This window comes from Adlercreutzia sp. ZJ138 (assembly GCF_011038935.1).
Lineage (GTDB): Bacteria > Actinomycetota > Coriobacteriia > Coriobacteriales > Eggerthellaceae > ZJ141.
The window spans coordinates 19,980-33,614 of the sequence record NZ_JAAKEA010000020.1 but is presented as its reverse complement, the minus strand read 5'-3'; the positions used below and the strand labels follow the sequence as shown (position 1 = coordinate 33,614).

The 13,635-nt window shown below is 58.1% G+C and carries 11 protein-coding genes; 8 read left to right on the top strand and 3 right to left on the bottom strand.

Translation table 11 applies throughout. The annotated features are described in order from the left end of the window. Window positions 1-102: 102 nt before the first annotated feature. On the bottom strand, window positions 103-1,812 hold the full coding sequence (locus tag G7Y43_RS08605) for a DUF2130 domain-containing protein (RefSeq protein WP_165045997.1): 1,710 nt from the start codon (window positions 1,810-1,812) through the stop codon (window positions 103-105). Between the two features lie 171 nt (window positions 1,813-1,983). Further along, window positions 1,984-2,277 (bottom strand): hypothetical protein, encoded by a 294-nt coding sequence (locus G7Y43_RS08600; RefSeq protein ID WP_165045996.1) that lies wholly within the window; start codon window positions 2,275-2,277, stop codon window positions 1,984-1,986. A 151-nt stretch (window positions 2,278-2,428) separates the two neighbouring features. Between G7Y43_RS08600 and gdhA the strand changes: the two genes are divergently transcribed. Then, entirely contained in the window at window positions 2,429-3,763 is a 1,335-nt protein-coding gene (gdhA, locus tag G7Y43_RS08595) for an NADP-specific glutamate dehydrogenase (RefSeq protein WP_165045995.1), read from the top strand. Between the two features lie 82 nt (window positions 3,764-3,845). Here the strand turns inward: gdhA and brnA are convergent, their stop codons facing one another. Next, window positions 3,846-4,094, bottom strand: a complete 249-nt coding sequence (gene brnA / locus G7Y43_RS08590; protein ID WP_165045994.1) for a type II toxin-antitoxin system BrnA family antitoxin — start codon at window positions 4,092-4,094, stop codon at window positions 3,846-3,848. 540 nt (window positions 4,095-4,634) lie between these two features. Here brnA and uvrC point away from each other — a divergent pair. The 7 genes from uvrC to tpiA all read left to right on the top strand — a co-directional run bounded on the left by uvrC (window position 4,635) and on the right by tpiA (window position 13,634). Next, window positions 4,635-6,800 (top strand): excinuclease ABC subunit UvrC, encoded by a 2,166-nt coding sequence (gene uvrC, locus G7Y43_RS08585; protein WP_165045993.1) that lies wholly within the window; start codon window positions 4,635-4,637, stop codon window positions 6,798-6,800. Then, window positions 6,800-7,768, top strand: coding sequence for an RNase adapter RapZ (gene rapZ / locus G7Y43_RS08580; RefSeq protein ID WP_165045992.1), 969 nt, complete (start codon window positions 6,800-6,802; stop codon window positions 7,766-7,768). The genes uvrC and rapZ overlap by 1 nt, the downstream gene beginning before the upstream one ends. Before the next feature lie 8 nt (window positions 7,769-7,776). After that, window positions 7,777-8,943, top strand: coding sequence for a gluconeogenesis factor YvcK family protein (gene yvcK / locus G7Y43_RS08575; protein ID WP_165045991.1), 1,167 nt, complete (start codon window positions 7,777-7,779; stop codon window positions 8,941-8,943). After that, window positions 8,922-9,896 (top strand): DNA-binding protein WhiA, encoded by a 975-nt coding sequence (gene whiA, locus G7Y43_RS08570; RefSeq protein WP_165045990.1) that lies wholly within the window; start codon window positions 8,922-8,924, stop codon window positions 9,894-9,896. The genes yvcK and whiA overlap by 22 nt, the downstream gene beginning before the upstream one ends. Window positions 9,897-10,284: 388 nt before the next feature. Next, window positions 10,285-11,286 carry a type I glyceraldehyde-3-phosphate dehydrogenase gene (gene gap, locus G7Y43_RS08565; RefSeq protein WP_165045989.1) on the top strand — a complete coding sequence of 334 codons (1,002 nt, stop codon included), beginning with the start codon at window positions 10,285-10,287 and terminating at the stop codon, window positions 11,284-11,286. A gap of 102 nt (window positions 11,287-11,388) precedes the next feature. After that, window positions 11,389-12,585 (top strand): phosphoglycerate kinase, encoded by a 1,197-nt coding sequence (pgk, locus tag G7Y43_RS08560; RefSeq protein ID WP_165045988.1) that lies wholly within the window; start codon window positions 11,389-11,391, stop codon window positions 12,583-12,585. A 278-nt stretch (window positions 12,586-12,863) separates the two neighbouring features. After that, the gene (tpiA, locus tag G7Y43_RS08555; RefSeq protein WP_165045987.1) at window positions 12,864-13,634 is read left to right on the top strand and encodes a triose-phosphate isomerase; all 771 of its coding nucleotides are present in this window, start codon (window positions 12,864-12,866) and stop codon (window positions 13,632-13,634) included. Window position 13,635: the final 1 nt, after the last annotated feature.

Below are 13,635 nucleotides of genomic sequence, written 5' to 3'. Positions count from 1 at the left end.
GGAATCAGGTAGTTTAGCTCGTAGGCCCCGGGTTTTGCCCGGGGCCTACGTATGAGATGACGCTTAGTTTTGCTTGCTGAGCCGTTTTGCCTACGTAGGCGCTTAGTCGTTTGTACTCCCACGCTCTGTTGTTTTTTCGACTTCTTCGACGTCTTCGGCTTTTGCCACCTCGATCTCTGCGGCAGCCGTCCCCTCGCCCTCTCCGTCCACCGTTTCTTTAGCCTTCGCTTCTATGGCTTCGACTTCCACCGTTTCCGCTTCTACAACTTCCGCCTCCACAACTTCCCAGTCTTCTTCGGATTGGTAGGATGGCACGGCGCCGCTTTCTTTCAGCTCGCGCGCTTCCTCAAACTTTGTCTTCATCGTGGGGTTTTTGCGTGTGAGACGCTTTACGGTAAGGTCGTTCAGCTTGTTGTTGGCAAGACGCAGGTTGTTATCGGAGCTCATCAGTTCTTCACGGATCTTCTCGAGCTTCTTGATGGTGGCGTTGATGTCGCGAATGGCATCCTGGAATTTGCGGCTGGCAAGCTCGCAGTTTCTCCCGAATTTGCCTTTGAAGTCCTCAAGCTGATCTTCGAAGTGGGTGACGTCTATGTTTTGCTGGCGCACTTCGGCAAGCTCGCGGCGGAAGCTCAGCGAGCGCGTAGCAGCGTTTCTGATCAGCGTAATCAGCGGAATGAAGAACTGCGGGCGAATCACATACATTTTCTCGTAGCCCGAAGCAAACGACACATCAACAATGCCGGTGTTGTAGTAGTCGCTGTCGCGTTCGAGCAGTGACACGAGCACGGCGTACTCGCAGTTTTTCGCGGTGCGGTCGTGATCGAGTTTCTTGAAGTGGTCTTCGTTGCGCTTGCGGTGGGTTGAATCGTCGGCTTCGTTTTTCATCTCGAACATAATAGACGTAATTTCGTTGCCATCTTCATCGAGTTCGCGGTATATGTAGTCGCCTTTCGATCCGCCCGTTGCGTCGTTGTCTTTCTGGAAGTACGCGTGTTGAAACGCTGTTGCGCGCAACTTGTTAAACTCGTCTTCGCAGAACTGCTCGAGGCTTTCGCCGATCATCTTCACGGTCAGTTCGGCGCGCATGTGCTTAATGTTGTCGATCTCGCGGTCGCGCGCGTCAATTTGTTCTTGCATAACGGCCATGCGAGACGCAAGTTCAATTTGGTGCTGCGCCTCGGCGCGTTCATGTTCGGTGAGCTGCAGGTTAATCTGCGCTTTCAGCTCGTCGCGTTCGCGTTCGATGGTACGGCGCTGTTCTGCGGCAGATTCCGCCGCTTTCTGTAGGGCTATTTCTTGGGAAAGGCGCGCGTTTTCCTCTTGGGCACCCAAGCGCGCTTTCAGTTCGTCACGCTCGCGCTCGGCGTCTTGTGTAGTAGCCAAAAGCGCTTGTTCGGCAGCTTGTACGGCAAGCTGCTTCTCGGACTCGAAGCGGTCGGTCTGTGCAGCAAGCTTTGCAGTAAGGGCGTCTATCTCGCGGCGCGCATCCGCCAGCAGCGTCGCTTGCTCGTCGGACGCTTTTCTTACGGCCAGCTCACGCTCAGCTTCGGCTGATTGCTTCAGTGCGGCAAGTTTAGCAGCAAGCTCGGCCGCGCGTGCATCTTTCTGGGCAATTGTCTCGCGCAGCGTACTTTCGGCTTGTGCGGAAATAAGCGCTTCGCGCGCGGTTGCAGCTTCCTCAACCTGTTTGGCATGGGCGGCTACCTGGCGTTCGAATTCCGCATCGCGTGCCTGCTTGACAAGCTCGGCATAGCCGCTTTCGTCAATAGCGAACGGTTTTCCGCAATTCGGACAGGTAATTTCGCTCATGGCGTGCCTTTCTTCGAGGGAACGTATCTGTCGTTATACCACCAACAAGTTCGTATGCTGCGCAAATGCATCGAAACCATGCAGGGAGGCGGGATGATGGGATGGCAAGATAGCGGTCACTTTGCTTTCCAGGTGGCCACAAAAAGACACTTGACGGTGGTTTATACGCCCTCACTCACGATCCGCTTCTTGATGGTCCATCGACTGTCGAACCGCTTGACGAGCCGTCGACTTTCGGTCCGCCGTCTGACGAGCTGCTGACTGACGGGCCGCTTGACGAGCAGCTTCGCGTTCGGCGCGGTGCTTTTCTTCGTCTTCCCGTGCGATAGCATCCATCACCTGTTCCACGCGGCTCGGTATGCCGAAAAGCGTGCGCTGCGAACACACTACCGGCGGACGGTCGCCACGCGCCTCGACGCCAAGCATATCCTGAATGCGCTTCCAGCGCTTCTCAAAATCGTCCATATAACTGCGCCTTCTTTCCGCTGTGTTTGTTTCCGTTCGGTTAAACGTGCCGCGACGAATGTTTCCACTCGTTTAAATAATCAAATCGCCTATTTATGCCAACCTATAATGCCATTATGACCCAATTAGGCAAGTGCTATAAGGAGGCAACATGGGCTATGTAGAAAACGTGCTTGAAGACCTGAAAGCGCGCTACGGTGCCGATCAGCCGGAGTTTATCCAGGCAGCAACCGAGGTTCTGACCACCATCAAACCCGCCGTCGAGGCTCATCCCGAGTATGAGGCTGCCGGCCTGCTCGAGCGTCTGGTTGAACCTGAGCGCGTGATTATGTTCCGCGTTCCCTGGGTTGACGATGCTGGCAAGGTGCAGGTCAATCGCGGCATGCGCGTTCAATTCAACAGCGCCATTGGCCCCTACAAAGGCGGCCTGCGTTTGCATCCTTCCGTGAATCTGGGCATCATTAAGTTTTTGGGCTTCGAGCAGATTTTCAAGAACAGCCTCACCACGCTACCCATGGGCGGCGGCAAGGGCGGCAGCGACTTCGACCCGAAGGGCAAGTCCGACATGGAGGTCATGCGTTTCTGCCAGTCGTTCATGACCGAGCTGTCCCGTCACATTGGTGCTGATACCGACGTTCCCGCCGGCGACATTGGCACGGGCGCGCGCGAAATCGGCTACATGTTCGGTCAGTACAAGCGCCTGCGTAACGAGTTCGTGGGCGTGCTCACCGGCAAGGGGCTAACCTTCGGCGGCTCGCTCACCCGCACCGAAGCTACCGGCTACGGTCTGGCCTACTTGGTCGAAGAGCATCTGAAGTGCATCAACGACTCCTTCGAGGGTAAGACCGTGTGCATTTCTGGCTCAGGCAACGTTGCTATTTACGCAACCCAAAAGGTTCAGCAGCTTGGCGGCAAAGTGGTCACGCTGTCCGACTCCACCGGTTGGATTCACGACCCGGCAGGTATCGACGTGGCACTGGTGAAGCAGATTAAGGAAGTTGAGCGCGCCCGCATTTCCGAGTACGCCGCTCGCCGCGAAGGCGTTGAGTACCACGAGGGACGCGGCGTGTGGTCAATTCCTTGCGATATCGCGCTTCCCTGCGCAACCCAAAACGAGCTGCTTATCGAAGACGCCAAACAGCTGGTTGCGAATGGCTGCAAGATTGTTGCCGAGGGCGCCAACATGCCCACTACGCTGGATGCCACCGAATACCTGCAGGAAAACGGCATCTCCTTCTTCCCCGGTAAAGCTGCAAACGCCGGTGGTGTGGCAACCTCTGGCTTGGAGATGTCCCAGAACTCCGAGCGCTTGGCCTGGACGTTCGAAGAGGTGGACGCAAAGCTCAACGGTATTATGGTGAATATTTACCACGCCATCGACGACGCCGCGAAGCGCTACGGCATGGAGGGTAACTACGTTGCAGGCGCGAACATTGCCGGCTTCGAGAAGGTTGCCGAAGCCATGATGGCGCAGGGCATCGCGTAAGCTCGAGTAATCTCATCACCGTTGTCGCGCACGACACATGCACGACGCATTTGGAGCCGCCTGCATCATGTGGGCGGCTTTTTTAAGCCGATTTACCTTTACTGTCGATTCGCTCTACGATCCATGATTTGATGATGGCCTGCCGTCCAACACCTATACGTGTTGCTTCCTTGTCGAGTTCATCGACAACCCATTGTGGAAAGTCGACGTTCACTCGCTTCACATCGCAGTTCAGATGCGTAACAGCCGATGTGTCGAAGTATTCGAGGACGTCTGCTCCCGCATCGAATAGCTCTTCGAGATTCTCTGAATTAACGCTGCGAGCTTTCATAGAGAGATACCTCCTTGTCGTGTGATCGTCGGACAGATATGATACGCACGGCTTCTTTTATACTATATAAAATAACAATCAAGAAGGTATAGAAATGCAATAAGAATCTAGTAATCATCAGAGTATTAGCTCGCTTGAAGTCCAGTCTGCCACTTTATTTATGAAATGTACGAATTGCAAGGTGCTATTGGGAATGGTTACGCGATGTGGAAAACGGCATGGCCTTTTGACCAGGGGAAATACATTTCATAGTTCTAGAAAAGGAATCTGTGTGTGATCTTTTACACCTTTGAATCGCGCATTTCGTAGAAAAAGTGGCAGAAGGCGAGGCTAACTTTGAAGAATCGCGCATATCGTGGCTTTTTTGGCAGGTTCTTGGTTCTCTCGGGGTGCGGTGGGTTCGAAGTGTGCTTGCAGAGCTGAATTGAGAGGTTGTTGTACGGACAAGGTGAGGGAGCTTAGGAAGCTTAAAGCATTCTGTTCGTGACGCTTGCGTGGGGGAGTGCTTGAGTGCGGGTGTGAGCGGCTATAATTCTCAGCATGAGAGACACCGAAAAAGACAATGGAAACGATACTGGAATTGGTGGTGAAGTCCCCGCTCCCGACGCTGCGTCTACGCTCGCCACCGCATCGCCCGAGTCCGCCGAAGACAAGCTCGCTCGCATCAAGCGCGAACTTACCGCGGTGCCGACGCTTCCTGGCGTGTACCTGTGGAAAAACGCGCAGGGAGAAGTCATCTACGTGGGCAAGGCGAAGCAGCTGCGCGCGCGCATGCGCCAGTACGTGAACTTCCAAGACGATCGCGCGAAGATCCCGCTTCTGGTCGACCAAATACACAGCTTCGACTACATTGTGGTGGAAAGCGAGCACGAATCGCTGGTGCTGGAGAAAAACCTGATCAACCAGCACAGCCCGTTCTTCAACGCCGACTTTAAAGACGACAAAAGCTACCCGTTCATTGCGCTTACGAAAGGCGATGTGTTCCCGGCCATCAAGTATACGCGCGAAAAGCACAAGCCAAACACGCGCTACTTTGGCCCCTACACCGACAGCCGCGCCGCGCGCGCCATGGTGGACATTGCGCGCAAGGTAGTGCCACTGTGCTCGGCGAGCTGCGCCGACTGGCGGCGCTTGCAGCGGCAGCTGGCTAAAAGCGACTTGCGGACCTTCCTGTCGGAAACGGGCACGCGGCCATGCTTCGACGCTCATGTGGGCCTGGGGCCAGGCGCCTGCTGCGGAAAAATTACGCCCGAATCGTACGCCGAAAACGTGCGCCGCGTCGAGCGTTTCTTAGCCGGACACCATCGCGAATTCGTCACCGAGCTCACCGACGAGATGCAATCCGCCGCCGCCGAACTCGATTTTGAGCGTGCCGCCCGCCTGAAGCAGCGCATCGACACCATCAACGGCTTGGCCTCGCGTCAGCATGCGGTAAGCGCACACAACCTGGATGCCGACGTCATCGGCTTTTTCCGTGAAGAAACGGTGGCCGGCGTGCACGTGTTCATGGTGCGCGAAGGGCGCATTGTGAACAGCAACGAGTTCGTGCTTAACCGCGGCACTGACGTGCCCGATGTCGACCTGCAGCACAACTTCCTGTTGCGCTACTACGACGCCACCACCAGCATCCCGCACGAGGTGATCGTGCGCGACCTCCCTGAAGACGCAAGCGCCATGCAGGTGTGGCTCACTGACAAACTGGCAAGCCCGCACGGCGCGAAAGTGCGCTTCACCGCCCCCCAGCGCGGCGAAAAGGCCGAGCTTATAACCATGGCGGAAACCAACGCCAAGCACACGCTTGCGCGCTACAAAGTGCGTACAAATTACGACGATACGCGCATCAACAACGCGTTACTGCAGCTGGAAAGCGCACTTGCACTCGACGCCCCGCCGATGCGCATCGAATGCTTCGACATATCCACCATCCACGGCTCCTACACGGTAGCTTCCATGGTGGTGTTCACAAACGGCAAGCCCGACAAAAACCAGTATCGACGCTTCAAAATTAAAACGCCGCTCGATGAAGCAAACGACTTCCTAAGCATGCAAGAGGTTATGAGTCGCCGCTACGCACCCGAGCGCATGGCCGACGAGCGCTTCGGAAAAAAGCCCGACCTGATTATCCTCGACGGCGGCAAGCCTCAGCTTTCCGCTGTGATGGACATGTTTGATCGTATGGGCGTACGCGACATCGCGCTTGCTGGCCTGGCCAAACGCGAGGAAGAACTGTTCGTCCCCTGGCAAGACACGGGGCCGGTGGTGCTGCCCGGCGGCAGCGCCAGCTTGTATCTGGTGAAGCAGGTGCGCGACGAGGCACATCGCTTTGCCATCACCTACCACCGCGAACTGCGCGGCAAGGGCATGACCGCAAGCATCCTCGACGAGGTTGCAGGGCTCGGCCCGGTGCGAAAAAAGGCGCTGATGAAGCACTTCAAAAGCTTCCGCAATCTGAAAGCCGCGTCGCTTGACGACATCTTGGCCGCGCGCGTGCTGCCAGCCGAGGTGGCCGAGGAATTATATCGCGTGCTGGCGCAGTATAATGAGAAAAGCAAGGGGGAAACAAGCGGGAAACGCAATGGGGATAATAGTAGGGAACGGAATGGGGAAAACGAAGGGAAGAACGCGGCGCGCTCGGCACCGGTTGGGCAGGGCACGTCGCGCATTGATTACGCCGTCGTTTCGACAGGCGAGAAATCGGAGGACTGATGGATCGAATTGTAGCGCCAGAAGCTATGCCTGAACTGGTTGTTCTTACCGGCATGAGCGGCGCAGGCCGCACCGAGGCCATGCATTCGTTCGAGGATTTGGGCTACTTCTGTGTCGACAATCTTCCTTCAAGCTTGCTTGGCGACCTGGTTGATCTTGAGGGTATGCCCGGGCAAGCCGATGCGCGTCGCCGCATTGCCGTGGTGTGTGACATGCGTAACAGCGAGTATTTCTTCAGCCTGCGCGATGAGCTTGATAAGCTGAAAGAACGCGGCGTGAAGGTTCGCATTTTGTTTCTCGACGCTGACGACGAGAAGCTGGTCGCCCGGTACAAGTCGAGCCGACGCAGGCATCCGCTGTGCGCCGATGGCGGTTCCATTCTGCAGGGAATCCAGCGCGAACGTGAGCTGATGTATGGGCTGCGCGAGCTGGCGAACAACGTTATTGATACCACCGATTTGCTGCCGCCGCAGCTGCGCTCGACCATTCGCGCGCTGTTTGCGCCGGGCTCCGAGCAAGAAGGGCTATCGGTAACGGTATACTCGTTCGGCTTCAAGCACGGGGCACCCGCCGATGCCGACCTGGTCATTGACGTGCGCTTTTTGCCGAACCCGTACTATGATCCAGCGCTTCGCAGCTTAACCGGGCTCGATGCTGCTGTGCGCGATTTTGTTATGCTGCGCGACGAAACCATCGAGTTCACGAAGCGTTGGTATGCGCTACTCGACTGCGTAATGCCGGGCTATGTTTCAGAAGGGAAGCAGCAGCTGGCTATAGCCGTAGGGTGTACGGGAGGTCAACATCGAAGTGTCGCGTTGGCCGAGGCCACAGGGGATCATCTGAAGGCCCGTGGGTACCGGGTGAGCGTGGCGCACCGCGATCTTGCATTCGCCGAGAGCGTAGCGCAAGCTGCCGCACCTGCTGACGCCGGCGACGCGGCAACCAATCCGGCGGCCGTGCAGCGCTAGGGGCCGCCATGGTCAAGCCATTCACCCACGACCCCTCGGCCACAGCCGCATTCGCCGCGTTGAGCGACCGCGACCTCGCCGGCCTGCCGCAATACGTATCCACAGCACCCGGCAACCACGGCGAGCGCGCTCCCATGCGCCCAATCCGCGCGGTCGTCATCGGCGGCGGCACGGGCGCGCCGGTATCCATTCGTACGCTGCTCTCACTTGGTTTCAGCACATCTGCCGTGGTGGCCATGGCAGATGACGGCGGCTCAACCGGCATCCTGCGTGAAGAAGCCGACGTCACCCCGCCGGGCGACGTGCGCAAATGCATTGCAGCCATGGCTGCCAACCCCAACGACCCGCTCACACGCGCGTTCAAGTACCGTTTCTCTTTCGCGCGCAACCATACGCTGGGAAATCTCATGCTGTCGGCGCTCGAGGACGCGGCAGGCTCGTTTCCTGAAGCTATCGCCATCTGCGAACGCCTGCTGTGCGCGCGCGGGCACGTGTACCCCTCAACGCTCAGCCGTGTGACGCTCGATGCGGTCACCTGCGACGGCCAAACGCTGCGTGGCCAGGCGGTCGCGTGCCATTCGGGCACAGCGCTCTCGCGCGTGTGGTTGCGCTCGCATGATCGCATCGAGCCGTACCCGCCGGCTCTGCAAGCCATCCGCGAAGCCGACCTTATTGTGCTTGGGCCGGGGTCGCTCTTTACGTCCATCATACCAAACCTGCTGGTTCCGGGCATTATCGACGCCATCCGGCAGTCGGCGGGCGCCGTGGTGTTTGTGTGTTCGCTTGCCGATATGCAAGGGGAAACCTGGGGCCTTACCGCAGCCGAGCACGTGCAGGCGCTCATGAACCACGACATGCGCGGTTTGGTGGACTACGTGCTGGTGCACACTGAGCACCCGCTGCGCTCGCCCGGCCTGGTAACAGAAATGCTCGATGGCATGGGGCATGCGGAAGTGGTCGACGCCGACGTAACGCCCGCAACCGATCTCCAGCTGTCGGGAGGCGTGCGCCCCGTGCGTATCACTCATCAGGACGCGCGGGCCATTCAGGCGATGGGCGCCGTGGTTATCGCACGCAACCTGGTCGATCCCGTTCGCCCAACGTGGCATGATCCCGCCGCCCTGCAAGACGCGTTTTTGGGGGTGCTGAAACTGTGTCGTTCACGACGGATGTGAAAGAAGAGCTCTCGCACGTAGAACCCACCTGCCCCCACTGCGAACGCGCGGTGCTAGCGGCGTTGGTGCGCATCGAAGGAACTCTGTTTGTAAGCGGACAAAACCGCTACCGCATGGAGTTAGCCACCGACGCGCCACACGCAGCGCGCCTGATCATCAGGTTGCTCCACGAGCTCTATCACCTGAAAACTAACCTGGTGGTGCGGCGAAGTGTACTGCACAAAACGCCGAACTACCTCATAGAAGTTCCCAGCCAGGAAGGTATGACAGAAGCGCTGTCTGACTTAGGTGTGCTTTCCGAAGGGAAGGGGCTTGAGCTAGGCATCAAGCCCGAACTGGTGTCGCGACGCTGCTGTGCGGCGGCCTACCTGCGCGGTGCGTTTTTGGGTAGCGGTTTCGTGGCCGACCCCAAGGGTGATTTCCACTTCGAAATAACGGTGGAGAATAGCCAGCTTGCCGAAGGAATTGCAGGAATCCTTGAGCAGCACGACATCAACGCGCGCATCATGCACCGGCGAAGCTCGTACATGGTGTACCTGAAAAGCGGCAGCGCCATTTTGGAGTTTCTGGCGTTTGCCGGAGCGCACACATCGGCTCTTGCTATGGAAAGCGCCCGCGTGATCAAAAGCGTGCGCAACGATGTGAACCGCCAGACCAACGCCGAGGTGGCGAATCAGGCGAAGGCCGTCAGTGCCTCGGTTGATCAGCTCTACGCCATTCGTGCGGTGCTTGCAGCACACGGAATGGAGAATCTATCGCCCGCATTGCAGGAGTTCATTCGCCTGCGTGTGGCATACCCCGGCGCCACGCTGAAAGAGCTTGGTGAACGGGCGAACCCGCCGCTGTCGAAGAGCGCGGTGTATCATCGAGTCCGCCGCATCGAGCAAATGGCCCGCGAAGTCGCCCAAGCCCGGCGCGGGACAACGGGGACAACGGGGACAACGGGGACGTAGCAGGACAACGGGGACGTAGCCTATTGTCCCGATTTAGATAACGGTTCAGCTTCCTGTTGTTCCATTACAAATCGGGACAATAGGCTACGTCCCCGTTGTCCCTGTCACACACCTACTGCCACACTCATACTCAGCCCCAGAAGCGCGGTAAGGCGCATCCGCCGATCGATAATGCCGTTTGTCGGTCGGTTGCGGGCTCGTCGGTGTAAAATCTGTTCGTTTCCGTGCGCTCGCCTGCGGGCGCTCGGTCATGCTATCCTGTTTGAATCAGGTTAGTTGGCTCCCAGGAACCACTAGTAAGGGCCGCCCCGCAAACGAAGGGCAGTCAACATGAATCAGCGGTTTCCAAGGGAGCATGAACAATAGGGGTATCTGAAAGGAGATACGCATGACAACCAAGGTAGGCATCAACGGGTTCGGCCGCATTGGCCGCTTGGTCTTCCGCGCGATGGTAAACGATCCCGAACTCGAGGTTGTTGCCGTCAACGACCTGGGCGACATCCCCACCATGGCACACCTGCTGAAGTACGACTCAGTACATGGCCGCGTGTTCGACACGGTTGAGGTCACCGAAGACGGCTTCGTGGTGGACGGCCGCGCGGTAAAGGTGCTTTCCGAGCGCGAGCCCTCCAACCTGCCGTGGGGCGAGCTGGGTGTTGACGTGGTAGTCGAGTCCACCGGCATCTTCAAAACTGGCGAACTGGCAAACAAGCACATCGAGGCCGGCGCCAAAAAGGTAGTTATCACCTGCCCGGCGAAGGGCGAAGACATCACCATCGTCATGGGTGTGAACGACGACAAGTACAACAAGGATGAGCACCACATCATCTCGAACGCGTCGTGCACCACGAACTGCCTGGCTCCGTTTGCGAAGGTACTGCTGGAGAACTTCGGCATCCGTCGCGGTTACATGAACACCATCCACGCCTACACCAACGACCAGAAGATCCTCGATCTGCCTCATAAGGACCTACGTCGTGCGCGTGCCGCTGCCATGTCTATGATCCCCACCACCACTGGTGCCGCGCGCGCCGTGTCGCTGGTGCTGCCCGAGCTGAAAGGCAAGCTGGACGGCTTTGCCACCCGTGTTCCCACGCCGGACGGCTCGATGGTCGACCTCACGGTGGAACTCGATCGCGAAGTAACCAAGGACGAAATCAACGCTGCCATGAAGGCTGCCGCTGAAGGCCCCTTGAAGGGTATTCTGGAATACCAGGAAGACCCCATTGTGTCTATCGACATCGTGGGCGACGCGCATTCATCCATCTTCGACTCGGGTCTGACCATGGTCATGGGCGAGAAGAACAACCTGGTGAAGTGCGTCAGCTGGTACGATAACGAGTGGGGCTACTCCAACCGCGTGAAAGACCTCGTGAAGATTCTGCTGTAGTTTTTGTTCCGCTGGCATTACAAACGACCTGTGATCTGCGGTCTACGAAGCCCCCAGGACCGATATCGGTTCCGGGGGGCTTTTCTGTAAAGGAAGTGAACGATGAGTACTATCAACACCGTTGACGCGCTTGATGCGCGCGGTAAGCGCGTGCTCGTGCGCGTAGATTTCAATGTGCCGGTAAAAGACGGCGCGGTTGCCGACGACACGCGCATCCGTGCGGCACTGCCCACGATTTCGTACCTTGTGGAACAAGGCGCGCGCGTTATTCTTATGAGCCATTTGGGCCGCCCGAAGGGCGAGGGCTTCGAGGAAGCCTACACGTTGGCTCCCGCGGCGGCGCGCTTGGGCGAGCTGCTGGGTCGCCCCGTGGCGTTTGCAACTGATACCGTGGGTGCTGATGCCCAGGCTAAGGCGGCCGCGCTTGCCGACGGTGAGGTGCTGGTGCTAGAAAACCTGCGCTTTGATAAGCGCGAAAAGAAAAACGACGCCGCATTCTGCGCCGAACTCGCAGCACTCGCCGATGCTTACGTAAACGACGCCTTCGGCACCGCACACCGTGCACACGCATCCACCGCAGGTGTGGCAGCGCTGTTGCCGGCATACGCGGGCTACCTAATGCAGCGCGAGGTGGCAACCCTTACCGGTATGCTGGATGAACCCAAGCGTCCGTTTGTGGCCATATTGGGCGGCAGCAAGGTATCCGACAAGATAAAGGTCATCGATGCGCTCATGGACAAAGCCGATACCCTTATTATCGGCGGCGGCATGTGCTTTACCTTCCTGCTGGCGCAGGGCAAGGCTGTAGGCACGTCGCTGAAGGAAGAAGACTGGGTTGAGCGCGCTGCCGGCATGATAGCCAAGGCGCAAGAGCGCGGCGTGAAGTTGCTCCTGCCCGTTGACGTGGTATGCGCCGATGCCTTTGCCGAAGACGCCAACACGAAAACGGTGTCGGTGGACGGCATTCCTGAAAACATGATGGGCCTTGACATTGGACCTGAAACCGCAGCACTTTACGCCGAAGCTATTGCAGGTGCGCAAAGCGTGTTCTGGAACGGCCCCATGGGCGTGTTCGAAATGCGCGCGTTTGAGGCAGGCACGAAGGCTGTGGCCGAAGCGGTGGCGGCAAACGAAGCGGCCGACACCATCATCGGCGGTGGCGATTCCGTGGCAGCAGTGAACAAGTTTAACTTGGCCGACCGCATGACCTTTATCTCCACTGGCGGTGGCGCCTCTATGGAACTCGTTCAAGGCGAAACATTACCCGGCGTCGAAGCGCTTAACGTTCCGTTGGCCTAACGGCCAACGGAACGTGTCGACGCTGCGAGGCACCAAGGCGCGCTGTCTTGCCGCTCCAGGCTTGGCTCACGTATAGGAGTACGCTTCACCAAACCTTCGCGGCAATTCAGCACATCTTGGCACCTCTCGCTGACTTTGTCGGATATGTTTCTCGGTTTTTACTGAGAGAGAAGAAACACGTACGTGCTGAGCAATGCATAAGGGATAAGACAATGTGTATTGACCTCGCGCAGCGGCAAGTCGTTCCGCCGTTCGGCAGAACGGCGGAAGGGAATAAAATGACTAGAAGACCAATGATGGCTGGCAATTGGAAGATGAACAACACTTACGGGGAAGCGGTGGTGCTCGCCCAGGAGATTTCGAACCGCTACGAGCCGCGGTGGAGCGACCGCATGGACGTGGTCGTGTGCCCGCCGTACATCGACCTCAAGCCGGTGAACACCGTGCTCGAGTTCGACAAGTCGCACATTGCCGTAGGCGCTCAAAACGTGTACTGGGAGGCGTCGGGCGCGTATACGGGGGAGATTTCGGTTCCCATGCTCAAAGAAGTTGGCTGCACGTACTGTATCGTGGGCCATTCCGAGCGCCGGGGGCTGTTCGGTGAAACGAACGAAGACGTAAACCGCAAGGTGAAGGCGCTCATTGGCGGCGGCATTGCACCTATCGTGTGCGTGGGTGAGTCGCTTGCTGTGCGTGAGGAAGGCACCACCGACGAATTCGTGTGTGCACAGGTGAAGGCCGCGTTTGCTGGCCTTGCCGAACATCAGGCGGCGAAGTGCGTGGTGGCCTACGAGCCCATTTGGGCCATCGGCACCGGCCGCACGGCTACGCCGGAGCAGGCCGAGGCGGTGTGCGCAGCTATCCGCGCTACCGTGGCGGAAATGTTCGGCGACCAGGTGGCTGAAAACATGCGCGTGTTGTATGGCGGGTCCATGAACCCGGGTAACGTGGAGGGGCTCATGTCACAGCCTGACATCGACGGCGGGCTCATCGGCGGCGCGGCGTTGAAGGCCGACTCGTTCGAGCAGCTGATCAAAGCCTGCTTCTAGA

Coding starts and splice junctions, on each gene's coding strand:
- G7Y43_RS08605 (WP_165045997.1), bottom strand. CDS start 1,812: ATGAGCGAAATTACCTGTCCGAATTGCGGAAAACCGTTCGCTATTGAC.
- G7Y43_RS08600 (WP_165045996.1), bottom strand. CDS start 2,277: ATGGACGATTTTGAGAAGCGCTGGAAGCGCATTCAGGATATGCTTGGC.
- gdhA (WP_165045995.1), top strand. CDS start 2,429: ATGGGCTATGTAGAAAACGTGCTTGAAGACCTGAAAGCGCGCTACGGT.
- brnA (WP_165045994.1), bottom strand. CDS start 4,094: ATGAAAGCTCGCAGCGTTAATTCAGAGAATCTCGAAGAGCTATTCGAT.
- uvrC (WP_165045993.1), top strand. CDS start 4,635: ATGAGAGACACCGAAAAAGACAATGGAAACGATACTGGAATTGGTGGT.
- rapZ (WP_165045992.1), top strand. CDS start 6,800: ATGGATCGAATTGTAGCGCCAGAAGCTATGCCTGAACTGGTTGTTCTT.
- yvcK (WP_165045991.1), top strand. CDS start 7,777: ATGGTCAAGCCATTCACCCACGACCCCTCGGCCACAGCCGCATTCGCC.
- gap (WP_165045989.1), top strand. CDS start 10,285: ATGACAACCAAGGTAGGCATCAACGGGTTCGGCCGCATTGGCCGCTTG.
- pgk (WP_165045988.1), top strand. CDS start 11,389: ATGAGTACTATCAACACCGTTGACGCGCTTGATGCGCGCGGTAAGCGC.
- tpiA (WP_165045987.1), top strand. CDS start 12,864: ATGACTAGAAGACCAATGATGGCTGGCAATTGGAAGATGAACAACACT.